The organism is Bailinhaonella thermotolerans, from assembly GCF_003594875.1.
Classification (GTDB): Bacteria; Actinomycetota; Actinomycetes; order Streptosporangiales; family Streptosporangiaceae; genus Bailinhaonella; species Bailinhaonella thermotolerans.
Window position 1 is genome coordinate 44,717 of sequence record NZ_QZEY01000015.1, and the last position, 24,126, is coordinate 68,842.

The following is a 24,126-nucleotide window of genomic DNA, read 5'->3' on the forward strand; positions in this document are numbered from 1 at the left end:
CCGGTCCACAGGCACCACCCCTCGGCGTCCCAGGAGGATCCGTGAGCGTCTTCACCACCCACACCGTCGAGACCGCCCCCGCCGAGGCGCGCGCCGGGCTCGACGCCATCGCCCGCAAGCAGGGCTTCCTCCCCGAGGCCGCAGCCCGCATGGCCGAGTCGCCGCAGGCGCTCAAGGCGTTCCTGACCGGGCTGTCCATCTTCGCGCAGTCCGGCCTGGAGCCGGTCGAGCGCGAGGTCGTGACCTTCGCCGTGGCCACCCGCACCCGCTGCCACGTCTGCGTCGCCATGCACACCGGGGTGCTCACCGGGGCGGGCGCCGACCCCGAGCTGATCGCCGCGCTGCGCGCCGGGCGGCCGCTGCCGGACGCCCGCCTGGAGGCCCTGCGGATCTTCACCCACGCGGTGATGGACCACCACGGCGGCGTGCCCGACGAGGACCTGAAGGCGTTCCTCGACGCCGGCTACACGACCCGCGACTCCCTCGACGTCGTGCTCGGCGTCGGCGTCTACACCCTGTCCACCTACGCCAACCGCCTCACCGGGGCCGCCGTGGACCCCGCCCTGTCCCGGTTCGCCTGGGACGGCTGACCCGCCCCGCGTCCCGTACGGCGGCGCGGCGGGCGTCGCCGTACCGGACGCGGGCGGAGCGGGGGAGGGCGGTCAGGAGTTCTCCGGGATCATGTCCACGATGCGGATCACGCTGTCGGCCCCGTGGCCCGCCTCGACCGCCCGGCGGATCAGGTCGCGCATCGGGAGCAGGACGTCAGGCCGCAGGCCCAGGGCCCGGCTGGCCTCGATGAAGTTCGGGAACGCGGTGTCGTTCATGGCCAGGCTGGACACGTCGGTGACGAAGTCCCCCGAGTCCACCTGGGCGGCGGCGGCCGGCAGGGTCTGGAACATCGCCTGGAGCCACCCGCTGACGTACGGCTCGAACTCGGTCGCGGAGACACCCTCGGCCCTGACCATGGCCAGAGCGTGGGCGAAACCGCCGTACATGCCGTACATCGCGCTGAGCATGGCCAGGTCGTACAGCGCCGCCCGGCCCGCGTCGTCGCCCAGGTAGCGGGCCTCGGCCAGCACCTCGAACGTCTCGCGGTACCGCTCGAACGCGTCCGGGTGGCCGCTGTAGAGGATCAGCGCGCCCGGCTTGGCGATCATCTGCGGGACGGCCATGATCCCGCCGTCCAGGTACTCCGAGCCCGCCGCGAGGGCCTCGGCCTTGCGCGCCTGCTCGGGGGTGCCGTTGGTGAGGTTCACGATCGTGCGGCCCGCGATCGAGCCGCCGGCCGCCGCGAGCACGTCCTCCACCGAGTCGTGGGTGAGCACGCAGATGATCGTGAGCGGGCCCGCCTCGACGGCCTCGGCCACGGTCGCCGCCTGCTTCGCGCCCCTGGCGACCAGATCGGCGGCCTTCTCCGGAGTGCGGTTCCACACGGTCGTGGGGTGGCCCGCGTCCAGGAACGCCTGCGCGAGCACCCGGCCCATCAGCCCCAGGCCGATCACGGTCACGGGAGTCTTGTCGCTCATCTTGTACCTCGTCGGATTCGTGGTGGTTCGTTGACGTAGGTCCAGGCTGCGGCGGGTCACTCCGGATTCACTCAAGGTCGTCTATAGATAGCGTGTGTCCATGCGTTTCGGGGTGCTGGGCCCGCTCGAGGGGTGGACGGAGGAGGGGAGACCCGTCCGCGTCCCGGAGACCAAGGTCCGGGCGCTGCTCGCCGACCTCCTCGTCCACCGGGGCCATCCGGTCAGTCCCGACCGCCTGGCCGACGACCTGTGGGGAGGGCGTCCCCCGGCCGACCCCGCCGCCGCCGTGCAGACGCGCGTCTGGCAGCTCCGCCGCGCCCTCGACCTGGCCGAACCCGGCGCCCGCGACCTCGTCGTGCGCGGCCCGGCCGGATACCTGCTGCGGGCCGGGACCGACGCCGACCGCTTCACCGAACTGGGGGACCGGGCCCGCGCCGCCGGCGACCCGGCCGACCGCGCCGCCCTGCTCACCGAGGCCCTGGGCCTGTGGAGGGGTACGGCGTACGCCGACTTCGCCGACGAGGACTTCGCCCGCCCCGAGATCCACCGGCTTGAAGAGCTCCGCCTTGCGGCGCTCGAAGATCTCGCCGAGGCCCGCCTGGACCTGGGCGACCACCTGCGGGTCACCGCCGACCTGGCCGACCTGGTGAGCGCCCACCCGCTGCGCGAACGCCTCCACGCCCTCCACATCCTCGCGCTGTACCGCGCGGGCCGCCAGCACGAGGCCCTGACGGCGTACCACGCCCTGCGCACGCGCCTGGCCGACGACCTCGGCCTCGACCCGTCGCCCTCCCTCCGGTCCCTCCACGAGGCGATCCTCCGCCACGACCCCTCCCTCGTCCCGCCCCCGCGGTCCGCGATCTCCGTTCCCCCCGGAGACGGCGCGGCGGCCGGGCCGCCCGGCGAGGTGGCCGCCTCCGGGACGCCGGCCGGCCCGCCGCGGGAGATCGGTGAGACCGGGGACGGCGGGCCGTACGGCGGGCCCGGGTCCTCGCTCGCGGGCGGCGAGGAGGCCGCGCCCGCCGCCGTGCCGTACCCGGGTGTGCCGGTGCCGGTGAACGCCCTGGTGGGGCGCGAGGACGACCTTTCCGGGGTGCGGGAGGCGCTGGGCTCCGCGCGCGTGGTGACGCTGGTCGGGCCCGGCGGGGTGGGGAAGACGCGGCTGGCGCTGGAGGTGGCCGCCGGGCTGGGCGGGCGCGTCCTGGTCGTGGAGCTGGGCGGCCCTGGGGACCCCGGCGAGGAGGTGCTCGCGGGGCTGGGGGTCCCCGACGACGGGGCGATGCCCGTGGACGACCGGGTCGTCGCCGCGCTGCGCGGAGTCCGGGGCGTGCTCGTGCTCGACAACTGCGAGCACGTGATCGAGCGGGCCGCCGAGCTGGTCGTGCGCGTCGCCGCCGCCTGCCCCCGGATGTCGGTGCTCGCCACCAGCCGCGAGCCGCTGGGCGTCCCCGGGGAGGCGCTGTGGCCGGTCGAGCCGCTGGACGTGCCGGAGTCCGCCGGGGTGGAGGCGGTACGGCGGGCCGGCGCGGCGCGGCTGTTCCTCGACCGGGTCGCGGCGGCCGCGCCGGGGTTCCGGCTGGACGAGGAGAACGCCGCGGCCGTCGCGGCCGTCTGCGCCAGGCTCGACGGCATCCCGCTGGCCCTGGAGCTGGCCGCAACACGCGTGCGCGGGCTGGGCGTGCACGAGCTGGCCCGGCGGCTGGGGGACGAGGGACGGTTCCGGGTGCTGGACTCGGGCCGGCGCGGGGTGCCCGCCCGGCAGCGCACGCTGCGCGCCGTGATCGACTGGAGCTGGGACCTGCTCTCCGGCGCGGAGCGCGTGGTGCTGCGGCGGCTGTCCGCGCACGCGGAGGGCTGGGACCTGGAGGCCGCCGAGAGCGTCTGCGCCGGGGGAGAGGTGGCGGCGGAGGAGGTCGCCGGGCTGCTCGCGCGGCTGGTGGACCGGTCGCTCGTCGCGGTGACCCCGGCGGGGCGGTACCGCCTGCTGGAGTCCGTCGGCGCGTACGCCGCCGAGCGGCTGGCCGAGTCGGGGGAGGCCGCCGCCGTGCGCCTGCGGCACGTCCGGCACTACCTGGAGCTGGCCGAACTCGCCGCGCCCGGGCTGCGCGGCCCCGATCAGCGGCGGTGGCTGGAACGGCTGGACGCCGAGACCGCCAACCTGCGCACCGCGCTCGCGCACGCCGGGCCCGGTCTCGCGCTGCGGCTCGTGGACGCGCTGGCCTGGTACTGGTTCCTGCGCGGCCGCCTCACCGAGGCCCGCCGCTCCCTCGCCGCCGCCCTCGCCTCCGCGACCCCCGGAGCGCCTCCCGCGCCTGGAACGCACCCCGCGCCCGGTGCGCCTCCTGCACCTGGACCGCACCCCGCGCCCGGTGCGCCTCCCGCGCCCGGGGCTCAGGCCGTACCGGGGGTTCAGGCCGTACCGGCGGAGGACCGGGCGGCCTACGCGCGGGTGGCGGCGTGGCTGGCCGGGTTCGCGCTGCTGGCCGGGGACGACGAGGAGCCGGTACGGCGGGCCGGGGCGGCGCTGGCGCTCTTCGAGGACGTGGACGACGCGCCCGGCCGCGCCCGGGCGGAGTGGTTCGTGGCGTTCGCGCGGCGCGGGATCGGGGACCCGGCGGACACGGACCGGCTGGTGGAGCGGGCGCTCGACGGATTCCGGGCGGCCGGGGACCGGTGGGGCGTCGCGGCGGCGCTCGGGGCGCGGGCGACGCGGGCGCTGGCGCGCGGCGACCTCGCGGCGCTGGTGCGGAACGCCGAGGAGAGCCTCCGGCTGTTCCGGGAGATCGGGGACCGCTGGGGGCGGCTCCGGGCGGGCGAGAACCTGGCGGTGGCCGCCGAGGTCGCCGGCGACTACGACCGCGCGGCCGAGCTGCGCGCCGAGGGCCTGCGGATGGCCGAGGACCTGGGGCTGTGGACGGAGGTGTCCTGGCGGCTGTCGGGGCTGGGCCGGCTGGCGCTGCTCACCGGTGACCACGACCGGGCCTACGAGCTGCACGAACGCGCCCGCGCGCTCGCGAAGGAGCAGGCGAGCCGCCCGGCGGAGGAGTTCGCCGAGACCGGGCTCGCCCTCGGGGCCCGGCGGGCCGGGCGGCTGGACGAGGCCGAGACGCGGCTGCGCAAGTGGCTCGGCTGGATGGACCGGCTGGAGGCGTCCAACGGGCGCGCGCTCGCGCTGGCCGAGCTGGGATTCGTCGCGGAGCTGCGCGGCGACGCCGAGCGGGCGCTGGAGCTGCACCGCGAGGGGCACGCCGTGGCCAGGGGCACCGGGGACCCCCGGGCGCTGGCGCTCGCGCTGGAGGGGCTGGCGGGCGCGCACACCCTGACCGGCGACCACGCGCACGCGGCCCGCCTGCTCGGGGCCGCCGCCACCCTGCGCACGTCGGCCGGAGCCCCCCTCCCCGAGGCCGAGCGCGCCGACGTCGACCGAATCGCCGGACGCGCCCGCGCCGCCCTCGGCGAGGCCGCGTTCACCGAGTCGTACGCCGCGGGCCAGGCCCGTCCCGACGTCCCCCCGCTCCCCTGACCCCGCCCCGCTGCGGTCACTCGCGGGCGGCGATGAGCCGCACCGGCGGGATCCGGGTCGCGGACCAGGCGGACCAGGCGCTCGCGGCGCCGCTCACCGCGTAGGCGCCCGCGGCCAGGGCGAGCAGCAGGCCCCACGGCACGGCGAGCAGGGGCCGGCCGACGGCGGCGATCGCGGAGGCGCGGATCCCGGCGAGCGCCCCGGCCGCGACCAGGCAGCCGAGCAGCAGGCCGATCGTGGTCACCGCCCAGGTCTCGATCACCGCCGCCCGGACCACCTGGGGCCTGGACAGGCCGGTCACGCGCGCGTTCGCGAACTCCACACGCCGCTCGGAGGTGGCGATGACCACCGCGTTGACCACCGCGACCAGGGCGTACACCGCCGCCAGGCCCATCAGCGCGGCCAGGATGCCCACGTTCCCGCGCTGCTGCTCCTCCGACCGGTCCTCGGCCCACCGCGCGACCGTCCGCGCGGTGCCGATCCCCGCCGCGCGGACGCGCTCGGCGACCTCCCCGGGGTCGGTCCCGTCCGCGACGACCACCACGCTCTCGGCCTCCGCCTTCGCGAGCACGCCCGCGGGCACGATCTCGCGGGGGAGCAGGAACCTCTCCGCGTAGTTCTCCATGGTGGCGGGCAGCGCGGCGACGACCTTGAGGGTCCGGCGCTCCCCGGCGACGCGCGCGGTCACCGTGGAACCGAGGCGGATGCCCTCCCCGTCCAGCCCCGGCCCGACCGCGACGGTGTTCCCGCGCAGCCGGTCCAGCCCGCCCCGCGCCTTCAGCCGGTGCGTGCGCGCGTAGGCCGCCGGGTCCACCGCCACGACCCCCGCGTGGTAGGTCGCCCGCCGCTTGCGCCCCTCCTCGCGCAGCGTCGCCGTCACCGACACGGGCACCGTGAACTGGGCGGACACCGTCTCCACGCCGGGGATCGCGGCGATGCGGTCCGCCGCCGCCCCGGAGGAGGCCACCACCAGGTCCCCGCGCACGACGCGCTTCAGGTCCTCCCCGACGAACAGCGCGAGCGACTGCAGCGTGCCCGTCAGCCCGATCACCAGCGACACCAGCACGATCAGCGGCGCCGCGACCGAGGCGCCGCGCCGTACGCCGTCGGCCAGGTTGGCCCGGGCCAGCTCCCCGAGCGGGCCGCCGCCGAGGAGCGCGCCGAGCGCCCGGCCGGTGAGCGGCACCGCCAGCGGGCTGAGCGCGCTCAGCGCGACCGCGCCGGTCATCGACACCACCAGCGCCACCATGACCGCGCCGAGCACGTCGGCCGACTGGGCGGCCACCACCATCCACACCGTCAGGGCCAGCGACCCGAGGCCGCAGACCCACCGCGTGGCCGTCATCACCCGGGCCGCGCCGCCCGTGTCGCGCAGCGCCTCCAGCGGGCGCACCCGGGCGGCGCGCACGGCGGCGGAGAGCACCCCGAGCAGCGCCACCCCGACGCCGACGGGCGCGGCGACGGCGACGGCCGCCCCGGAGAACGGGGCCGCGAAGTCGTCCGGCAGCATCCCCAGCGCGACCAGCAGCCGGGCCTGCGCCCACGCCGCCGGGATCCCGAGCGGCACGCCCAGCGCCGAGCCGGCCGCGCCCAGCAGCAGCCCCTCGGCCAGCAGCAGCCGCACGACCCGGCCGCGGCCCGCGCCGACCAGCCGGAACAGCGCCAGCTCCCGGCGGCGCTGCGCGACCGTGAAGGCGAACGTCGAGGCCACGACGAACACCGCGAGGAACCACGCCAGCATCACGGTCATGCCCAGCAGCGTCGCCGCCCCGGCGTACCCCTCGCGGATCGCCTCGGCCTCGCGCCCGGACACCCCCGCGGGGACCTCCGGCTCCCCGGTCGCCACCAGGACCTGGATCGCCGACTGCACCAGGGCCACGCCGAGCGCCACCGACAGGATCGCCCCGGCGAACAGCCGCCACCGCTCGGCGAGCGTGCTCAGCGACATCCACAGCACGGCTCAGCCCTCCAGCCTCACGAGCCGGTCGGCCACCCGGGTCGCCGTCGGGCGGACCAGCCGGTCCACGATCCGGCCGTCCGCCAGGAACACCACCGCGTCCGCGCGCGCCGCGGCGGCCGGGTCGTGCGTGACCATCACGATCGTCTGGCCCGCGTCCGCCATCTCGCGCATCAGCCCGAGCACGGTCCTCGCCGAGGCCGAGTCCAGCGCCCCGGTCGGCTCGTCGGCGAACAGCACCGCGGGCGACATGATCATCGCGCGGGCGATCGCCACCCGCTGCTGCTGCCCGCCCGACAGCTCGCGCGGCCGGTGCCGGACCCGGTCGCCCAGGCCCACCCGGGCCAGCGCCGCGTGCACGTCCCGGCGCGGCACCCGCACCCCCGACAGCTTCAGCGGCAGCGCCACGTTCTGCTCGGCCGTGAGCGAGCCGATCAGGTTGAAGCTCTGGAACACGAACCCGACCGACCTGCGCCGCATCGCGGTCAGCGCCGCGTCCGGGGCGGCCGTGATGTCGCGCCCGGCCAGCAGCACCCGGCCCCGGGTGACCTGCTCCAGCCCCGCGGCGCAGTGCAGCAGGGTGGACTTGCCCGACCCCGAGGGGCCCATGACCGCCGTCCACGTCCCGGCGGGGAACACGGCGCTGACCCCGTCCAGCGCGCGCACGCCCAGCCCGTACTCCCTGCTCACCTCGTGCAGCTCCACCGCGTTGCCGTACGTCATGGACCGATCCCACCGGTCGCGCCCGCCCCGGCGCATCACCCCGGAACCCCAGATCGGAGGTGGGGTTAACCCCACCAGCGCCCTTTCGGAGCCCGCCGTCCTCCGCGACTACCGTGGACGGGGTGTCCACCGCCGACCCCTCCATCACCGATCCCTCCATCACCGATCCCTCCACCGCCGACCCCGCGGCCCCGGACCCGTCCGCCCCGGACTCCCGCGACGCGCCCGCGCTTGCACCCGCACCCGCACCCGGACCCGGTACGGCGGGGCGCGCGCGTCCCGGGGAGGAGGCCGGGCCCGCGCGGACCGTGCTGGCGGCGATGGCCCGGCGGGCGTACGCCGTCACCGGGTGGCCCTGGCGGGCGCTGGCGTACCTCCTGACGACGGGGATCCCGATGGCGGGCGCGGTGCTCCTGCTGGCCCCGGCGGCCGCGGTGTGGGCGTTCGTTCCGTCGGCCGGGCCCGGGATCGGGGAGCGCGTGGCCCTGGCCGTGCTGGGCGCGGCGCTGCCCGCGGTGGCCGCCCCGCCGCTCGCGCCGGCCCTCGCGCGGCTGGAGCGGCTGCGGCTGCGCCTGGTGGACTCCCGTCCGCTCGGCCCCGCGTTCCGCGCCCCCGCCGCCCCCGGGCTCGCCGCCTGGGCGCGCGCCCGCTACGCCGACGGGGCCGCCTGGCGCGCCCTGGCGTACCTCCTGCTGCTGGTCACCGTGGTCGCGCCGGCCGGCCTGGCGCTGCTGACGTTCCTGCTCACGGTGGCCGGCCTCCTCGTGAGCCCCTTCCTGTCGTACGGCGACGGCGAACGCCTCGCGCTGGGCTTCGCCGAGGTCTCCGGGCGCGGGCAGGCCGTGCCGTACGCCGTGCTCGGGGTGGTGCTGCTGGCGGCCGTGCCGTACCTGCTCGGGCTGGCGGCGGGGGCGCAGGGGGCGCTGGCGCGCACGCTGCTGGGCCCCGGGGGGAGGCTGCGCGCCGAGCTGGTGGAGGTGGCGCGGTCGCGGGCGCGGCTGGTGGACGCGTTCGAGGCCGAGCGGCGGCGCATCGAGCGCGACCTGCACGACGGGGCGCAGCAGCGGCTCCTGTCGCTCAGCCTGCGGCTGGGCCTCGCCCGGCACGCGCTGGACGCCGGCTCCGAGGCGGGGCGGACCGTGGCCGAGGCGCACGAGGAGGCCAAGCTCCTCATGGCCGAGCTGCGCGAGCTCGTGCGGGGCATCCACCCCCGCGTGCTGACCGACCGGGGCCTGGCCGCCGCGCTGGAGGAGCTGGGCGACCGCTGCCCGCTGCCCGTCACCGTCCGCGCCGACCTGGCCGTACGGCCCCCGGCAGGGGTGGAGTCGGCGGCGTACTTCGCGGTGGCCGAGGCGCTGAACAACGCGGTCAAGCACAGCGGCGCGCGGGCCGTGCTGATCACGGCGCGGCTCGCGCGGGGGATCCTGGTCGTGGAGGTGACCGACGACGGCCGCGGCGGGGCCGAGCCGGGGCGGGGGAGCGGGCTGACCGGGCTGGCGGACCGGGTCGCCGTGGTGGACGGCAGAATGTTCCTGTCCAGTCCGGCCGGAGGGCCGACCGTCGTGCGTGTGGAGCTGCCGTGCCCGTCCGAGTAGTGCTGGCCGAGGACGGCGTGCTGCTGCGCGAGGGGCTGGCCGGGCTGCTGGACCGGTTCGGCTTCGAGGTCGCCGCCACCGCGGGGGACGCCGGCGGGCTGCGCGAGGCGGTCGCCGCGCACGACCCCGACCTCGTGGTCACCGACATCCGCATGCCCCCGGGATTCACCGACGAGGGGCTGCGCGTGGCCGCGGCGCTGCGGAAGGAGCGGCCGGGCCTGGCCGTGGTCGCGCTCAGCCAGTACGTCGAGCTGAGCTACGCGGCCGACCTGCTCGACTCGGGTGACGGGCGGCGGGTGGGCTACCTGCTCAAGGACCGGATCGTGGACGTGGCCGAGTTCGCCGACACGCTGCGGCGGGTCGTGGCGGGTGGCACGGTGATCGATCCGAAGGTCGTCGGGCAGCTCCTGCGCCGCCGCCGCGACCCGCTCGAACGGCTGTCCCCGCGCGAGCGCGAGGTGCTCGCGCTCATCGCCGAGGGCCACTCCAACTCCGCCATCGCCCGGCGGCTCGTCCTCACCGAGACGACGGTGGGCAAGCACGTCGGCGCGGTCTTCGCCAAGCTCGACCTGCCGCCCGCCGAGGACGTCCACCGCCGGGTCCTGGCGGTGCTCGCCTACCTGCGCAGTCAGCCGAGCTGGACGTCGGCGCAGGAGTAGAAGGCGTTCGAGGTGTCCGCGATGTCCCAGACGGCGAGGATCAGGTGGCGGCCCGTCTTGCCGGCCGGGATCGTGCCCTGGTGGGTGGCGGTGGAGCCGGGGCGCGTGCCGTTGTAGGCCCTGGTGAGGAACGGCGCGGGCTCCAGGGCGGCCCGGGTCAGCGGCTGCGCGGGATTCCAGCCGTTGCGCGTGATGAAGTAGCGGAACGACGTGGTGGCGTGCGGGGCGGTGAACCGCCAGCTGAAACTGGAGACGACGCCGCTGGTCATGCGCGCGGCCGGCCACGTGCCGCCGCGCGGGTCGTCGAGCGGGGCCCAGCGCCGGTCGCCTGCGGCGCAGATCGTGCCGTCGCGGGGGCCGGCCGCGGGGAAGCCCTTCGGGCCCTCGACGCTCTGCGGCTCCCACTGGATCGGGCCGCAGTTGGCGACCTCTCCCGTGGCGCAGCGCGAACTGCGGCTGGGCGGGTTGGTGGTGTAGCCGTGCGAGTGGGCGGGGAGGGCGACGGCCACGGGGGCCAGCACGGCGATGGCCCCGGCGATCGCGAGGCCGGTCCTGGTCGGCATGGGCATGCTCCTCGGGTGGGGGCGGAGCGCACTAATAGGAAAGCTTCCTATCTGAATACGAAGCTAACCGCCGGTCAGGAAGTCCGGAATGCACCTTCCGGCGTAACCCTCCTGTCGCTCCGGTTACGTACCAGTCGTCGGCTCGCCGCGGTTCTCCCGCGACGACCGGTACGCCTTGCTCCGGAACGTCTGGAACGGCCCGGTGGGGTGGATGTCGGGCAGCCGGTTCGTCTCCGGGTCGAACGCCGGGACCTCCTCGGCCATCGGCTCGATCACCCGCAGCAGCCCGCACGGCTCCCAGCGGCCCAGGAGTGGAGCCGTGACCAGGGCGAACGTCAGAGGCGCGGTGCGCACGGCGTCGTCGAGCAGGTCGAGCCGCGCGGGCAGGTGCCAGCGCGGCGACGGCAGCAGCCCGATCGCGCGCGTCGCCCCGCCGATCTTGTACGGCAGGAGCGTGGTGTAGAGCCCGCCGAGGAACGAGGACCGCGGCACCAGCACGTGCCGTGCGACCGGGGACCACCCGGTGGTCGCGAACAGCAGGTCCAGCGTCGCGCCGCCGTACGGCACGCGCAGCGCGACGCCGAGGACGTCGGGCAGGCCCTCCCCCGTCACGGCCTTGGAGATCCGCGCGACCGCGTCGTGCTCCCCGGCCCGGCCCAGCAGCCCGGTCTCCTCGGGCACGTCCGTCATCCCGGTCACCTTCAGCCGCGCCCGGTACGTGCGCCCGCGCAGGTGCAGCGGCCTGTCGTGCCGCTCCCGCGCCGCCTCCCCGAACGCCGACGCCGCCACGTCCGACACCATCTCGACCCTCCTCCTCGTCGCCGCCCGCCGCGGACTCCTCACCGCCCGCCGCGGAACCCCCCTCGCCCTACCCCGCCCGCGCCCGCCCTCACGCGCCCCGCCGTACGGCCCGCGCGCAAGCCGTACGCCCCGGGCCTCGCGGCGGGGGCGGCGGAAGGCCGGGGCGGGCGGGACGGGAAGGAAGGCGTCGCGGGCAGGACAGGAGACAGGGGGATCTTCCGGTGTTCAAGTTGGGGGAAACGTCCTGTTCTGTGCGGGGAGGGCGATGGACACGCGGCGTCGTGCGAGCAGGTTCCTCCGGATCACCGTCGTCGCCGCCGCGCTGGGTCTCACCCTGCCCGCGTGCGGCGCCCCGGCGGACGGGACCGTGACCGCGCTGAGGACCCAGGCCCCGCAGGTCGTGTCGCCGCAGGCGGCGGGCACCCCTGCGGCCGCGGGAGAGCCGGACCTCCCGGAGGTGGAGCGTTCCGCCGCCCCTCTGGTGGAGCGTTCCGCGGAGCCGGAGAGCGCGGCCGATCCCTGCCCGGCGCGCGACACCCGGGTGGCCACGCCGTACCCGATCACCGGGTACTGGCTCTTCCCCCGCTCCGACCTGTGCGAGACGCGGGAGGCCGTGGAGGCGATCCACAAGATCGGCGGCGACACGCTGATCACGTTCGGGCCCCGCCTGTCGCCCCGCGAGGTGGACTCCCGGGGCCGCCCGCTCAAGGACGGCGCGGTCGATCCCGAGTACGCCGGCTGCGTGGAGGGGACGCGGACCTGCCACCGGGCCGCGCGGGAGGCCGCCGGGGGGAAGCCGATCAGGAACGTCTTCGTCGTCCAGGCGCGCGAGGACTTCGGCCCGGCGCTGCGCCGCTGCCCGGGCCTGGACCGGCGGGTCGAGAACGCCGGCCGCGTCTACCACCGACTGCTCATCCCCGCGGGCGGCGGCTGCTCCGGCACGGCGTACGACCTGGTCATCGTCTGGTCGAACGGCGCTGGCACCGAGCACCTGATCGAGGAGGCCGCGGCGTACGGCATGAGCGTCTTCCCCGGCCTGCCCGCCGCGCCCACGCTGGCCGAACGGCCCTGGGAGCCCGACCTCGCGCACACCCGCACCCTGAGCGCCTTCACCGCCCGCGTGCTCGCCGACTACCGGAGCCGGTACGGCGACTCGCCCGCGCTGGCCGGGGTCTACCAGTCGTTCGAGACGACCCTGAAGGGCAAGCGCGACACCGACCCGGTGATCACCCTCTACCGGGCCCAGCACGCCGTCGTCGGATCGGCCCTGCCCGGGCGGAAGATCCTGGTCAGCCCGTACTGGGACGCGCGCAGGGACCGGGGCTTCCCGCCGGGCGAGGCCGGGGCGGGCTTCGCGGACATCGCCGCCACCCGCGCGGGGTCGCCCATGGCGATCGCGCCGCAGGACGGGCGCGGCGTCGGCAAGGTCGGCCTCTACCTGCCCGATGAGGCGGGCGAGCGCGTGGACCCGCGGGTCGCGCCGGTCGTGGGGGAGGTGTCCAACGAGGAGGCGTACTTCGGGTCGATCCGGGACTACTACCGCGCCGCGGGCCGGGCCAGGGACGCCCTGGACGGGGTGGAGCTGTGGATGAACCTGGAGGCCATGGAGCCCACCGCGCTGCCCGGCGAGTGCGGCGCCCCGCCCCGCGCCCGCACCACCGGAGAACGGGTGGACCGGCAGCTCATGGTCGCCGGGCCGCACGTGGAGAAGGTGGTGGGGTACGCCTGGGACCCCTTCCTCCGCTGCCGCTCCGAGGACGGCTCCCCGCCGCTGCACGCCGAGCTCGCCGCCGCCTGGGACCGGCCGATCATCGTCTCGGCCGCCGAACGGTCGCGCGGCGGCCGTCCCGGCGTCGAGGTCCAGGGCTACAACCTGGCCGGCGCGACCCTGCGCCTCACCCACCTCCGCCCCGGCGACGACGCGCCGCAGGCGGTGAGCGCGCCGCTCGCCGTGTCCGCGCCGCCGTCCGGCCGCCCGTACCCCGCCGCGTTCCAGTCGGCCTGGGCCCCCGTCGTCCCCGACGGGATCGACCCCGACCGGCCCTGGGCCCGCCTCACCGCGATCTCGCCCGCGGGCGGCGCGAGCACCGGTTCCTTCCCGCTCCGCTACTGACCGCCCCGCGAGGTCTCCGCCGTACGGCGAGGCCCCCGGCTCCGGCCCCGCTCGGGCCGTACGGCCGCGCCCGGGCCGCGCCCGGGTCGGGCCGGGCGCGGGCTCAGGCCGTACGGACGGGGGAGACGGGACGGGTCCTAGGGAGACGGGACGGGTCCTAGGGAGGGGGCGTGACGGTGGAGCCGCGCTTGACCGGGAGCTGGTTCTGGACCAGGTGCCCGTAGTGGAGGTCGAAGGCGGGGCGCTCGGAGCGGATGGGGGGCAGGCGCGTGAAGTTGTGGCGCGGCGGCGGGCAGGAGGTGGCCCATTCCAGGGAGTTGCCGAAGCCCCAGGGGTCGTCCACGGTGACGCGGTCGCCCCGGCGGGCGGTGCGCCAGACGTTGTAGAGGAAGACCAGCGTGGACAGGGCGAGGAGCAGGACGCCCGCCGAGGAGATCTGGTTGAGCAGGGTGAACCCGTCGGCGGGGGCGTAGTCGGAGTAGCGGCGGGGCATCCCGGCGGCGCCGAGCCAGTGCTGGACCAGGAAGCCCACGTGGAAGCCGAAGAACAGCATCCAGAAGTGCAGCTTGCCCAGTCCGTCGTGGAACATGGTGCCGGTGAACTTGGGCCACCAGAAGTAGAAGCCGCCGAACATCGCGAACACCACGGTGCCGAACAGCACGTAGTGGAAGTGGGCGACCACGAAGTAGCTGTCGGTGACGTGGAAGTCCAGCGGCGGCGAGGCCAGCAGGACCCCGGTGAGCCCGCCGAACAGGAACGTCACCAGGAACCCCACGGCGAACAGCATCGGCGTCGCGAACGTGAGCTGACCCTGCCACATCGTGCCGACCCAGTTGAAGAACTTCACCCCGGTGGGCACGGCGATCAGGAACGACATGAAGGAGAAGAACGGCAGCAGCACCTGCCCGGTCCCGAACATGTGGTGGGCCCACACGGTCATGGACAGGCCGGCGATCACGATCGTGGCGCCGACCAGGCCGGTGTACCCGAAGATCGGCTTGCGGCTGAAGACCGGGATGATCTCGGTGACGATGCCGAAGAAGGGCAGCGCCACGATGTAGACCTCCGGGTGGCCGAAGAACCAGAACAGGTGCTGCCACAGCATGGCCCCGCCGGTCTCGGCGTCGAAGAAGTGGCTCCCGAGCTTGCGGTCGAGCCCCAGCGCCAGCAGCGCGCCCGTCAGCACCGGGAAGGCCATGAGCACCAGCGCCGCCGTGAGCAGGGTGTTCCAGGTGAAGATGGGCATCCGGAACATCGTCATTCCGGGCGCGCGCATGCACACGATGGTCGCGATGAAGTTGACCGAGCCCAGGATCGTCCCCAGCCCGGACAGCACCAGCCCCATCACCCACAGGTCGCCGCCCGGGCCGGGGGAGGCGATCCCGTCCGAGAGCGGCGTGTAGGCGAACCACCCGAAGCTGGCGGCCCCGCCCGGCGTGAGGAAGCCGGCCATCACGATCAGCCCGCCGAACAGGAACAGGTAGTAGCTCAGCATGTTCATCCGGGGGAAGGCCACGTCGGGCGCCCCGATCTGCAGCGGCACGATCACGTTCGCGAACCCGATGAACAGCGGCGTCGCGAACAGCAGCAGCATGATCGTGCCGTGCATGGTGAACATCTGGTTGTACTGCTCGTTCGTGGTGAACTGCAGCCCCGGCTCGAACAGCTCGGCCCGGATCACCAGCGCCATCACGCCCGCGGCGAGGAAGAACGCGAACGCGGTGATCAGGTACATGTACCCGATCACCTTGTGGTCCGTGGACGACAGCCACGGGACCAGCACCGAACCCTTGCGGCCGCGCCCCCGGGAGCGGGCCGGAACCCCCGCGCCCTCCCCGGCCCCGCGCCCACGCGTCACCCCGGACTCCTTCCCACGATCTCCGCCGAGTCCTGCCCGCTCCGCGCTCCCCGCCCACCCGCCCCAGCCCGCTCCGGGCCGAACCTTTACCCATCCCCGACCGCCGCCCCGGCCGAGTGACGAGGTCGTACGGCCGCGCGGGGGAGATAGGGATGGTCGCGGATAATCCGGCGCGGGACGGTTTTGGGTAACCTGAGGTCATGACTGCCATGGCGCCCGCGCGCACCGAGACCGATCTGTCGTTCCTGCTCGACCACACGAGCCGGGTGCTGAGATCGCGGATGACCGCCGCGCTGGCGGAGATCGGGCTGACGCCGCGGATGCACTGCGTGCTGGTGCACGCGCTGGAGGAGGAGCGGACGCAGATCCAGCTCGCCGAGATCGGGGACATGGACAAGACCACGATGGTGGTGACCGTGGACGCGCTGGAGGAGGCGGGGTACGCCGAGCGCCGGCCGTCGAGCAAGGACCGGCGGGCGCGGATCATCGCCGTCACCGAGGCGGGCGCGGAGATCGCGCGGCGGAGCCAGGAGGTGGTGGACGGGGTGCACAGGGACGCCCTGGCGACGTTGCCCGAGGACGAGCGGGAGGTGCTCGTCCGGGCGCTGAACCGGCTGGTCAGCGGCCACCTGGCGACGCCCGTCGAAGGGGAGCGCCAGGTGCGGCGGGCCCGGGAGCGCACAAAGTAGGTCCGATAAATATCGTCTATAACGGAACTATCTGTTATGGTCTCTCTCGTCGACTTCGCGAAACGGGAGAGACCATGTCTGATCTGCGCACCTCGCGCTGGACCGCCCTCGGGGTCCTGTCCGCCGCCGGGCTCATGACGATCCTGGACGGCAGCATCGTGACCGTGGCCCTGCCGGCCATCCAGCACGACCTGGGCTTCTCGCCCGCCGGGCTGAGCTGGATCCTCAACGCGTACCTGATCGCGTTCGGCGGGCTGCTGCTGCTCGCGGGCCGCCTCGGGGACCTGATCGGCCGCCGGGCCATGTTCCTGGCCGGGAACGTGGTCTTCACCGCCGCCTCCGTGCTGGCCGGCCTGGCGGTCAGCCCCGGCATGCTGATCGCCGCGCGGTTCCTCCAGGGGGTCGGCAGCGCCATGGCCTCCGCGGTCGTCCTGGGCATCCTGGTCACGCTGTTCACCGAGCCCCGCGAGCGCGGCAAGGCGATCGGGATCTTCAGCTTCACCGGCGCGGCCGGCGCGTCCATCGGCCAGGTCCTCGGCGGAGTGCTCACCGACGCCCTGAGCTGGGAATGGATCTTCCTGATCAACGTGCCGATCGGCCTGGCCACCGTCGCGCTCGCCCTGGTGGCCCTGCCCGCCGACCGCGGCATCGGCCTGGCCGCGGGCGCGGACGTCGTCGGCGCGGTCCTGGTCACCTCCGGCCTCATGCTGGGCATCTACACCGTGGTCAAGGTGGAGGAGCACGGCTGGCTCGCCGCCCACACCCTCGGCCTCGGCGCGGTCTCCCTGGCCCTGCTCGCCGGGTTCGTCGTCCGGCAGGCCACCGCCCGCACCCCGCTCATGCCGCTGCGGATCTTCCGCTCCCGCAACGTCGTCGGCGCCAACCTCGCCCAGATGCTCACCCTGTCCGGGATGTTCGCCTTCCAGATCCTGGCCGCGCTCCACATGCAGAAGGTCCTCGGATACGGCGCCCTGGAGACCGGCCTGGCGATGCTCCCCGCCGCCGTCGGCATCGGCTCGGTCTCGCTGTTCGTCTCCGCCCGGGTCAGCGCCCGCTTCGGCCCCCGCGCCGTGCTGGTGGCCGGGCTCGTCCTCCTCGCCGCCGCGATGGGCCTGCTCAGCCGCATCCCGGTGGACGCCGACTACGTCACCCACCTGCTCCCGGTCATGGTCCTGATCTCCGGCGGCGGCCTGGTCCTGCCCGCGCTGGCCACGCTGGGCATGTCCGGCGCCAAGGAGAGCGACGCCGGGCTCGCCTCGGGCCTGTTCAACACCACCCAGCAGGTCGGCATGGCGATCGGCGTCGCGGTCCTGTCCACGCTGGCCGCCTCCCGCACCGGGAACCTGCTGGCCGCCGGCGCCACCGAGGCCGCCGCGCTGACCGAGGGGTACCGCCTGGCGTTCACCGTCTCCGCCGGACTCCTCGTCGCCGCCCTGCTCGTCGGCCTGACCGTCCTGCGCCGTCCCGCCGCCGCCGGAGCCGCCGAGGGTTCCGAGGCCGTCCACGTGGGCGTCTGACCGCTCCTCCCGCGCCGGGAGCCGTGCCCTCACCCGGGTACGGCTCCCGCCGCGTCCGGCCCCGCCGTACCCGGGCCGCTCACCCCGCTCGCCGTTCTCCCGTACGGCGTCCGCGGGGCTCGCGTGCCGTACGGGATGACAACCGTCATGGGGAGGAGGTGACGGACGGACGAGGCGCGGGGGAGGCCGCGGCGGGAAGGTCGGGGCATGGATGATCCGGTGGCCGCGGGTGCGGCGGTGCGGCTCTCGGGGCTGCGCAAATCGTTCGGTGAGGTGCGCGCGGTGCGCGGGGTCGAGCTGACCGTGGCGCCCGGCGAGGTGCTGGCGCTGCTCGGCCCCAACGCGGCGGGCAAGACGACCACGATGGAGATGCTGCTCGGGCTGACCACCCCGGACGCGGGGGAGGTGACGGTGTTCGGGCGGACCCCCCGGCGCGCGACGGCGGAGGGGCTGGTGGGCGCCATGCTCCAGTCGGGCGGCTTCCTCGGCGAGATGACCGCGCGGGAGATCGTGGGCGTCATGGCGGCGCAGTACCCCGGGTCGCTCCGCGTCGCCGACGCGCTGGCCAGGGCCGGGGTCGAGAAGTACGCCAAGGCCAGGTACGGCGGGCTGTCCGGCGGCCAGAAGCAGCGGGTGCGGTTCGCGGCGGCGCTCGTGTGCGACCCCGACCTGCTGGTGCTGGACGAGCCCACGGTGGCGATGGACGTGGCGGCGCGGGCCGACTTCTGGGCGGCGATGCGGGAGTACACCACCGGCGGGCGGACGGTGATCTTCGCGACGCACTACCTGGCGGAGGCGCAGGAGTTCGCCGACCGGGTGGTGCTCATGCGGCACGGCGAGGTGATCGCGGACGGCTCGGTGGCGGCGATCTGCGCCAAGGTGGACGGGCGCACGATCAGGGCGAACGTGCCCGGCGCCGCCCTCGCGGAGCTGCGGCGGCTGCCCGGCGTCGGCTCGGCCGAGACGCGCGGGGAGCGGGCCGAGCTGCACTGCGCCGACTCCGACGCGGCGCTGCGCGCGCTGCTGGCCGCCTGGCCCGCGGCGTACGACGTGTCGGTGACGGCGATGTCGCTGGAGGACGCGTTCGTGGTGCTCACCGCCGACGACGCCGGGGAGAGGGTCTGACATGGGGACGCTGGTCTGGACCGAACTGCGCACGCTGTCCAGGAACACCACCTTCCTGCTGATCACGATCGCGCTGCCGGTCGTGTTCTTCCTGGTCATGTCGGAGGTCTTCGGCGGGCAGGACGCCGGCGGCTTCGACATGGCCCGCTACATGATGATCAGCATGGCGGCGTTCGCGGCCATGTCCGTCTCGATCGCCGTCGGGACGCGGGTGGGCCAGGAGCGGCTGGCCGGGTGGAACCGCCAGCTCCGGCTCACCCCGCTGCCCGGCTGGGCGTACGTCGCCTCGAAGGTGGTCGTCGCGCTCGCGCTGGTGCTCCCCGCGGTGGCGCTGGTCTTCCTCGCCGGTCTGGCGATCAAGGGGGTCTCGCTGTCCGGCGGGCAGTGGCTCGGGCTGCTCGTGACGGTGTGGCTCGGGTCGCTGCCGTTCGGGGTGATCGGGCTCGCGCTGGGCCTCGCGGTCAAGCCCGACGCCGCCGAGGGGGTCGGCGTCGCGGTGTACCTGCCGATGGCCATGCTCGGCGGCCTGTGGGTGCCGGTCGAGGTGCTGCCCCCGTTCATGGCGGCGGTGGCCAAGGCCCTGCCGAGCTACTGGGTGGCCGAGAACGCGCGCCGGCAGCTCGCCGACGGCCTCCCGGGCCTGGCCGGCCCGGCGGTCGCGCTCGGCTGGTTCGCGGTGGTGGGGATCGCTGTCGCCGCGCTCTACCGCAGGGACGCCGCGCGGATCTGAGCGGCGCGACCGGTGGTATTCCTCGCCGGGGAGGCGGCGGTTATGGTGATCCATGTGCCCGCCGACGGCGCCGCCTCCCCGGACCGCACCGGCCCCCGCTGGCCCCGCTGGTTCCTCGATCTCAGCTCCGCCTGGCAGATGACCCTGGGCTGGTACCTCGTGGCCGTGGTCTTCGCCGCGCCCCTGTGGCACCAGCTCGCCGCCACGCTCACCGCGGCCGCCCCCGGCGGCGGCGTCAGGACGGCTCTCCTGCTGGCCTACCTCGCCTGCTACATCGCCGGCGCGCCCTTCGCCGCGCGCCGGTCCAACCCCTGGCGGGCCGCCTTCGCGGTGGCGATCTGCGCCGCCGCGGTCCCGCTCGTGTTCGGGTACGGCCTGGGCCCGGGCAACCTGGCGCACGCGGTGGCGGCGCTCTCGCTGGCGCTGTGGTGGCCGGTCGCGCTGATGGTGAGCGCCGCGCTCGTGCTGCCCGCCGTACTGGCCGGGCTCGGCGGGTGGGGCCTGATCAGCCTGCTCATCATCGTGGTGACGCTCGCCCCGCTGCGGCACGCCTGGCGGGAGTACCTCCTGCTGGAGGACGCCCAGGAGGAGATCGCCGAGGCCCGCGTCACCGAGGACCGCGAACGGCTCGGCCGTGAACTCCACGACGTCATCGGCGCGACCCTGACCACCCTCACCGTGAAGGCCGGGCTGGCGCGGCGGCTGCTGGAGTCGGGCGAGACCGCCCGGGCGGTGCGCGAGGTCGGCGACATCGAGGAGCTGAGCCGTACGGCTCTCGCGGACGTGCGCGCCGCCGTCGCCGCCGTGAACCGGCTCTCGCTGCCCGCCGCGCTCGCCGACGCCGAGGCCGCGCTGCGGGCGGCGGGCATCCGGGCCGACCTGCCGCGGACCCTGCCCGACCTGCCGGAACGGGTGCAGGGCGTGTTCGCGTACGTGGTGCGCGAGGGCGTGACCAACGTGATCAAGCACAGCGCGGCCACGCGCTGCGCCGTACGCGTGACCGCGTCGTCGGTGGAGATCGAGGACGACGGGACCGGCGGCGGCGCCTCGGGCCTCGGGCACGGCCTGCGCGGCCTGGCGGACCGGCTCCGCGCGGCCGGGGGCTCGGTCGAGGCGGGACCGCGCGCCGGCTCGGGGTACCTGCTGCGCGCCGAGTGCCCGCCATGATCCGGGTCCTGCTCGCCGACGACCAGGCGCTCGTCCGGGGCGCGCTGGCGGCGCTGCTCGGGCTCGAACGCGACATCGAGGTCGTCGCGGAGGTGGGCTCGGGGGAGGAGGTCGCGGCGGAGGTGCGCCGGACGCGGCCCGACGTGGTGCTCCTGGACATCCAGATGCCCGGCCAGGACGGCCTGGCCACCGCCGCCGAGCTCCGCGACGCCGGCTGCCGGGTCGTCATGCTCACCACGTTCGGGCGCCCCGGCTACCTCGCGCGCGCGATGGCGGCCGGGGCCAGCGGGTTCGTCGTCAAGGACATACCGCCCGAGCAGCTCGTGGAGACCGTGCGCAAGGTCCACGCCGGGCTGCGCGTCGTCGATCCCCAGCTCGCCGCCGAATCCCTCGCCACCGGCGCCAGCCCGCTGACCGCCCGGGAGCACCAGGTCCTCCGCGCCGCCGTGTCCGGGGGCACGGTCGCCGACCTGTCCCGCGAGCTCCACCTGTCGGAGGGCACCGTCCGCAACCACCTGTCCGCCGCCATCGGCAAGACCGGCGCCCGCACCCGCGCCGAGGCCATCCGCATCGCCACCGACCGCGGCTGGCTCTGAGGAGGGCGGCGTCCGTGCGGCGCGCGGTGTCCCGGGCGCTTCCGGGTGCGGTGTCCAGGGTTCCTCCGGGCGCGGTGTCCCGGGTCCTTGCGGGTGCGGCGGTGGCGTCCCCCGGCGTACGGAATCGGCGGGATGCCCGGGCCGGGGAAGATCAGTACGTTATGAGGCATGGTGCAGCCTCTGGAACCCGGGGATCCCGGACGGCTCGGCGACTACACGGTGGCGGGACGGCTCGGCGAGGGCGGCCAGGGGGTCGTCTACCTCGCGCACGGGCCGGACGGGGAGGCCGTCGCGATCAAGGTCCTCCTGCGCGGCGACGACGAGGCCCGCGAACGGCTGGCGCGGGAGCTGTCAGCGGTGCGCAGCGTCGCCTCGTTCTGCACCGCCCGCGTGGTCGCCGCGTCGCTGGAGGGCCCCCGGCCGTACGTCGTCAGCGAGTACGTGGAGGGGCCGTCGCTGGCGGCCCGCGTGCGCGAACGCGGCCCGCTGCGCGAAGGCGAGCTCGAACGCCTCGTCGTCGGCACGGCCACCGCCCTGGCCGCCATCCACTCCGCCGGGGTCGTCCACCGTGACTTCAAGCCCGCGAACGTCCTGCTGGGGCCCGACGGCCCGCGCGTGGTGGACTTCGGCATCGCCTGGCAGCCCGACGCGAGCACGCTGACCAAGGGCGTGATCGGCACCCCGGCGTACCTCTCGCCCGAACAGGTGGACGGCCGCCCGGCCTCGCCGGCGTCCGACATGTTCGCCTGGGCCGCCACCATGGTCTTCGCGGCGACGGGCAGCTCCCCGTTCGCCGCCGACACCATCCCCGCGGTGATCACCCGGATCCTCACCCACCACCCCGACCTCACCCGGCTCCCGCCCCGGCTTCGCGAGGTCGTCGCCCCCGCGCTGGCGAAGAACCCGGCCGGCCGCCCCGCGGCCCAGCAGGTCCTGCTCCACCTGATCGACTCCTCCAGCCCCACCCCGAACCCCACCTTCGAGGCCGCCCGCAGGGCCCTCGCCCGGAACCCGCCCGGGAACGCGGCCCCCAGCGGCCCGGTCCCCCCGGCCGGTACGGCGGATGCGAGGGGTACGGCCGTGCCTGCGGGTCCGCCGGGTCCGGCGGGTCCGCCGGGTCCGGCTGGTCCGGCGGGCCCGCCGGGTCCCGCGGGTCCGGCCGTGCCGTCGGGGGTCGTCCCGGCGGGGACGGTGACGGAGGGGGTGGGCGCGAGCCGTACCGAATCCGGCGGGGGACCGCGGCGGAGACGCGGCCTGGCCGGCGCGGTGGCGGCGGGCGCGGCCCTGGCCGTCGCGGCCGGGGCGGTCCTCTGGATCAACCGGCCCGACGACGGCGACCAGAGGCGGCGCGCCTCGCTGACGACGCCCTCCTCCCAGGGTGCGGAGAGCGGGGCCCCTTCGGATCCGGCGTCTTCGAGCCCGGCGGTGACCGCCTCTCCGGAAGGCGGGAGATCCCCCGCCGGGGACGGGTCGTCGGCCGGGCGGGGCGAGGTCGTGGCCGAGGACGCGTTCGAGCGCACGACGCCGCAGGGCTTCGGCTCCTCGGGCGCGGGCGGCGACTGGGCGGTGGGCAACGCCCCGGTCGCGTACGCCGTGAAGGACGGGGCGGCCCGGATCACCATGCCCACCCCCGGAGCGGGCGGCAGCGCCTACCTGATCGGCGTCCGGGAACGGCAGAGCGACGTCTCCTTCACGGTCAGCCGCGACAGGGCCGTGAACGCCAACCTCTACGTGTCCGCGGTGGCGCGCAAGGTCGCCGGCGCCGGGACGTACCGCGTCCTCCTCACCCTCAACCCCCAGGGCGACGTGGCGCTCGAACTGGTCCGCACCGACCTGAAGGGCACCGAGCACCGCCTGACCCCGTGGCAGAAGATCCCCGCCCTGACCACCGAACGCCCGGTCAAGGTCCGCATCCGCGCCACCGGCATCGGCGGAAGCACCACCCTGCGGGCGAAGGCCTGGCAGTCGGACGCCCCCGAACCCCCCACCTGGCACGCCACCACCACCGACGCCACCCCCGCCCTCCAGGCCGCGGGCATGCCCGGCCTCATCACGTACCTGTCCCGCAAGACCACCAACCCCCCGGCCGCCCTCACGATCGACGACTTCACCGTCACCCGCCCCTGACCCCACGGCGGACCACGCCCGCCCCGCCGTACAAGCGGAACCGGAAGCTCCCGGCACACGAGAAGGGCCGGCCCACGAGAAGGGCCGGCCCACGAGAAGGGCCGGCCCACGAGAAGGGCCGGCCCACGAGAAGCGGAAAGGCCCGGCGCAAGGGGAGCGGCCGGGCCGGCCACACGGGGGGCGGCGCCGGGCCAGGGCCCGGACGGGCACCCGGGAAGCGCCCCCGGCCTCCCGCTCCTCCGCTAATCCCTGGGGGCGCCGGCGAGGTCGCGGACGACCTGGATGAGTTCGGCGGGGTCGAACGGCTTGGTCAGGTAGGCGTCCACGCCGATGCCCATCCCGCGCCGCTTGTCGTACTCCTGGGCGCGGGCGGTGATCAACACGACCTTGATGTGCCTCGTGGCGTCCTGATCCCGCAACCGGGTGGCGGTCACCCACCCGTCGAGCCGCGGCATCATCACATCCAGGGTGATCACGTCGGGCCGCACCGTCTCCACCTTGTCCAGGCAGTCCTGCCCGTCCACCGCGGTGGCGACCTCGAACCCCTCCAGAGTCAGGTTCACCTCGATGAGCTGCCGAATCACATCGTCGTCATCCACGACCAGCACACGCCCAAGTCCCTCGCTCACGCCGCGAGGCTAACCCCTCCCCGCCCCCTCCCGCGGACTTCTCCCGGAAAGTCCCCCTCCCCGCCCAACATTTCCGCCCCCACCCCCCGCGCGCGTCCCAACCGCCCCCCACACCCTGGTAACCTTTATTCCGGCAAGCCCCCTTAGCTCAGGGGATAGAGCACCGGCCTCCGGAGCCGGGAGCGCAAGTTCGAATCTTGCAGGGGGCACCAGATCCTGGTGGGC

Annotated in this window: 19 protein-coding genes and 1 tRNA gene; 13 read left to right on the forward strand and 7 right to left on the reverse strand. The window is 75.4% G+C overall.

The features are described 5' to 3' along the window. Nucleotides 1–41 precede the first annotated feature (41 nt). Nucleotides 42–590: a carboxymuconolactone decarboxylase family protein gene (locus tag D5H75_RS29370; RefSeq protein WP_119929814.1), complete on the forward strand. Its 549-nt coding sequence runs from the start codon at nucleotides 42–44 to the stop codon at nucleotides 588–590. Nucleotides 591–662: 72 nt separating this feature from the next. Here the strand turns inward: D5H75_RS29370 and D5H75_RS29375 are convergent, their stop codons facing one another. Continuing rightward, on the reverse strand, nucleotides 663–1,529 hold the full coding sequence (locus D5H75_RS29375; protein WP_119929815.1) for an NAD(P)-dependent oxidoreductase: 867 nt from the start codon (nucleotides 1,527–1,529) through the stop codon (nucleotides 663–665). Between the two features lie 100 nt (nucleotides 1,530–1,629). On the opposite strand from D5H75_RS29375, the gene D5H75_RS29380 reads away from it, so the two are divergent. After that, complete coding sequence (locus tag D5H75_RS29380; RefSeq protein WP_119929947.1) at nucleotides 1,630–5,052, forward strand: AfsR/SARP family transcriptional regulator; 3,423 nt, start codon at nucleotides 1,630–1,632, stop codon at nucleotides 5,050–5,052. Between the two features lie 16 nt (nucleotides 5,053–5,068). On the opposite strand, the gene D5H75_RS29385 is transcribed toward D5H75_RS29380, so the two are convergent. Further along, nucleotides 5,069–7,000, reverse strand: coding sequence for an FtsX-like permease family protein (locus tag D5H75_RS29385; protein WP_119929948.1), 1,932 nt, complete (start codon nucleotides 6,998–7,000; stop codon nucleotides 5,069–5,071). Nucleotides 7,001–7,012: 12 nt separating this feature from the next. After that, the gene (locus tag D5H75_RS29390) at nucleotides 7,013–7,732 is read right to left on the reverse strand and encodes an ABC transporter ATP-binding protein (protein ID WP_119929816.1); all 720 of its coding nucleotides are present in this window, start codon (nucleotides 7,730–7,732) and stop codon (nucleotides 7,013–7,015) included. 122 nt (nucleotides 7,733–7,854) lie between these two features. Here D5H75_RS29390 and D5H75_RS29395 point away from each other — a divergent pair, with 122 nt between their 5' ends. Further along, nucleotides 7,855–9,327, forward strand: a complete 1,473-nt coding sequence (locus D5H75_RS29395; RefSeq protein ID WP_242454598.1) for a sensor histidine kinase — start codon at nucleotides 7,855–7,857, stop codon at nucleotides 9,325–9,327. Further along, nucleotides 9,312–9,986 carry a response regulator transcription factor gene (locus D5H75_RS29400; RefSeq protein WP_119929817.1) on the forward strand — a complete coding sequence of 225 codons (675 nt, stop codon included), beginning with the start codon at nucleotides 9,312–9,314 and terminating at the stop codon, nucleotides 9,984–9,986. Before D5H75_RS29395 ends, D5H75_RS29400 begins: the two co-directional genes overlap by 16 nt. Here D5H75_RS29400 and D5H75_RS29405 read toward each other — a convergent pair. Together D5H75_RS29405 and D5H75_RS29410 are read right to left on the reverse strand one after the other, a co-directional pair. After that, nucleotides 9,956–10,549, reverse strand: coding sequence for a lytic polysaccharide monooxygenase auxiliary activity family 9 protein (locus D5H75_RS29405; protein ID WP_119929818.1), 594 nt, complete (start codon nucleotides 10,547–10,549; stop codon nucleotides 9,956–9,958). The genes D5H75_RS29400 and D5H75_RS29405 overlap by 31 nt on opposite strands. Nucleotides 10,550–10,672: 123 nt before the next feature. Further along, on the reverse strand, nucleotides 10,673–11,350 hold the full coding sequence (locus D5H75_RS29410) for a hypothetical protein (RefSeq protein WP_119929819.1): 678 nt from the start codon (nucleotides 11,348–11,350) through the stop codon (nucleotides 10,673–10,675). Between the two features lie 265 nt (nucleotides 11,351–11,615). On the opposite strand from D5H75_RS29410, the gene D5H75_RS29415 reads away from it, so the two are divergent. Beyond that, nucleotides 11,616–13,463, forward strand: a complete 1,848-nt coding sequence (locus tag D5H75_RS29415) for an alpha-amylase family protein (protein WP_119929820.1) — start codon at nucleotides 11,616–11,618, stop codon at nucleotides 13,461–13,463. Between the two features lie 157 nt (nucleotides 13,464–13,620). On the opposite strand, the gene ctaD is transcribed toward D5H75_RS29415, so the two are convergent. Next, complete coding sequence (ctaD, locus tag D5H75_RS29420; RefSeq protein ID WP_277949987.1) at nucleotides 13,621–15,246, reverse strand: aa3-type cytochrome oxidase subunit I; 1,626 nt, start codon at nucleotides 15,244–15,246, stop codon at nucleotides 13,621–13,623. Between the two features lie 275 nt (nucleotides 15,247–15,521). Between ctaD and D5H75_RS29425 the strand changes: the two genes are divergently transcribed. The 7 genes from D5H75_RS29425 to D5H75_RS44325 all read left to right on the forward strand — a co-directional run bounded on the left by D5H75_RS29425 (nucleotide 15,522) and on the right by D5H75_RS44325 (nucleotide 23,272). After that, entirely contained in the window at nucleotides 15,522–16,010 is a 489-nt protein-coding gene (locus D5H75_RS29425) for a MarR family winged helix-turn-helix transcriptional regulator (RefSeq protein ID WP_119929821.1), read from the forward strand. A 74-nt stretch (nucleotides 16,011–16,084) separates the two neighbouring features. Next, entirely contained in the window at nucleotides 16,085–17,527 is a 1,443-nt protein-coding gene (locus tag D5H75_RS29430; RefSeq protein ID WP_119929822.1) for a DHA2 family efflux MFS transporter permease subunit, read from the forward strand. 207 nt (nucleotides 17,528–17,734) lie between these two features. Next, the gene (locus D5H75_RS29435) at nucleotides 17,735–18,652 is read left to right on the forward strand and encodes an ABC transporter ATP-binding protein (RefSeq protein WP_119929823.1); all 918 of its coding nucleotides are present in this window, start codon (nucleotides 17,735–17,737) and stop codon (nucleotides 18,650–18,652) included. A gap of 1 nt (nucleotide 18,653) precedes the next feature. Beyond that, nucleotides 18,654–19,382 carry an ABC transporter permease gene (locus tag D5H75_RS29440; RefSeq protein ID WP_119929824.1) on the forward strand — a complete coding sequence of 243 codons (729 nt, stop codon included), beginning with the start codon at nucleotides 18,654–18,656 and terminating at the stop codon, nucleotides 19,380–19,382. 42 nt (nucleotides 19,383–19,424) lie between these two features. Beyond that, entirely contained in the window at nucleotides 19,425–20,549 is a 1,125-nt protein-coding gene (locus D5H75_RS29445) for a sensor histidine kinase (RefSeq protein WP_119929825.1), read from the forward strand. Then, a complete protein-coding gene (locus D5H75_RS29450) occupies nucleotides 20,546–21,145 on the forward strand; it encodes a response regulator transcription factor (RefSeq protein WP_119929951.1) in 600 nt (199 codons plus the stop codon). The genes D5H75_RS29445 and D5H75_RS29450 overlap by 4 nt, the downstream gene beginning before the upstream one ends. 168 nt (nucleotides 21,146–21,313) lie before the next feature. Next, nucleotides 21,314–23,272, forward strand: coding sequence for a serine/threonine-protein kinase (locus tag D5H75_RS44325; protein WP_277949981.1), 1,959 nt, complete (start codon nucleotides 21,314–21,316; stop codon nucleotides 23,270–23,272). Nucleotides 23,273–23,514: 242 nt separating this feature from the next. Here D5H75_RS44325 and D5H75_RS29460 read toward each other — a convergent pair whose 3' ends face one another. Further along, nucleotides 23,515–23,880 (reverse strand): response regulator transcription factor, encoded by a 366-nt coding sequence (locus D5H75_RS29460; RefSeq protein ID WP_119929826.1) that lies wholly within the window; start codon nucleotides 23,878–23,880, stop codon nucleotides 23,515–23,517. 158 nt (nucleotides 23,881–24,038) lie between these two features. Between D5H75_RS29460 and D5H75_RS29465 the strand changes: the two genes are divergently transcribed. Beyond that, nucleotides 24,039–24,113 (forward strand) — tRNA-Arg (locus tag D5H75_RS29465). Nucleotides 24,114–24,126 lie beyond the last annotated feature (13 nt).

What these genes read in the sequence shown, in the direction of transcription:
- D5H75_RS29415 (WP_119929820.1), top strand. Translation starts at nt 11,616, where the DNA reads ATGGACACGCGGCGTCGTGCGAGCAGGTTCCTCCGGATCACCGTCGTC.
- D5H75_RS29390 (WP_119929816.1), bottom strand. Translation starts at nt 7,732, where the DNA reads ATGACGTACGGCAACGCGGTGGAGCTGCACGAGGTGAGCAGGGAGTAC.
- D5H75_RS29430 (WP_119929822.1), top strand. Translation starts at nt 16,085, where the DNA reads ATGTCTGATCTGCGCACCTCGCGCTGGACCGCCCTCGGGGTCCTGTCC.
- D5H75_RS29425 (WP_119929821.1), top strand. Translation starts at nt 15,522, where the DNA reads ATGACTGCCATGGCGCCCGCGCGCACCGAGACCGATCTGTCGTTCCTG.
- D5H75_RS29385 (WP_119929948.1), bottom strand. Translation starts at nt 7,000, where the DNA reads ATGTCGCTGAGCACGCTCGCCGAGCGGTGGCGGCTGTTCGCCGGGGCG.
- D5H75_RS29440 (WP_119929824.1), top strand. Translation starts at nt 18,654, where the DNA reads ATGGGGACGCTGGTCTGGACCGAACTGCGCACGCTGTCCAGGAACACC.
- D5H75_RS29375 (WP_119929815.1), bottom strand. Translation starts at nt 1,529, where the DNA reads ATGAGCGACAAGACTCCCGTGACCGTGATCGGCCTGGGGCTGATGGGC.
- D5H75_RS29380 (WP_119929947.1), top strand. Translation starts at nt 1,630, where the DNA reads ATGCGTTTCGGGGTGCTGGGCCCGCTCGAGGGGTGGACGGAGGAGGGG.
- D5H75_RS44325 (WP_277949981.1), top strand. Translation starts at nt 21,314, where the DNA reads ATGGTGCAGCCTCTGGAACCCGGGGATCCCGGACGGCTCGGCGACTAC.
- D5H75_RS29445 (WP_119929825.1), top strand. Translation starts at nt 19,425, where the DNA reads ATGGTGATCCATGTGCCCGCCGACGGCGCCGCCTCCCCGGACCGCACC.
- D5H75_RS29435 (WP_119929823.1), top strand. Translation starts at nt 17,735, where the DNA reads ATGGATGATCCGGTGGCCGCGGGTGCGGCGGTGCGGCTCTCGGGGCTG.
- D5H75_RS29450 (WP_119929951.1), top strand. Translation starts at nt 20,546, where the DNA reads ATGATCCGGGTCCTGCTCGCCGACGACCAGGCGCTCGTCCGGGGCGCG.
- D5H75_RS29405 (WP_119929818.1), bottom strand. Translation starts at nt 10,549, where the DNA reads ATGCCGACCAGGACCGGCCTCGCGATCGCCGGGGCCATCGCCGTGCTG.
- D5H75_RS29410 (WP_119929819.1), bottom strand. Translation starts at nt 11,350, where the DNA reads ATGGTGTCGGACGTGGCGGCGTCGGCGTTCGGGGAGGCGGCGCGGGAG.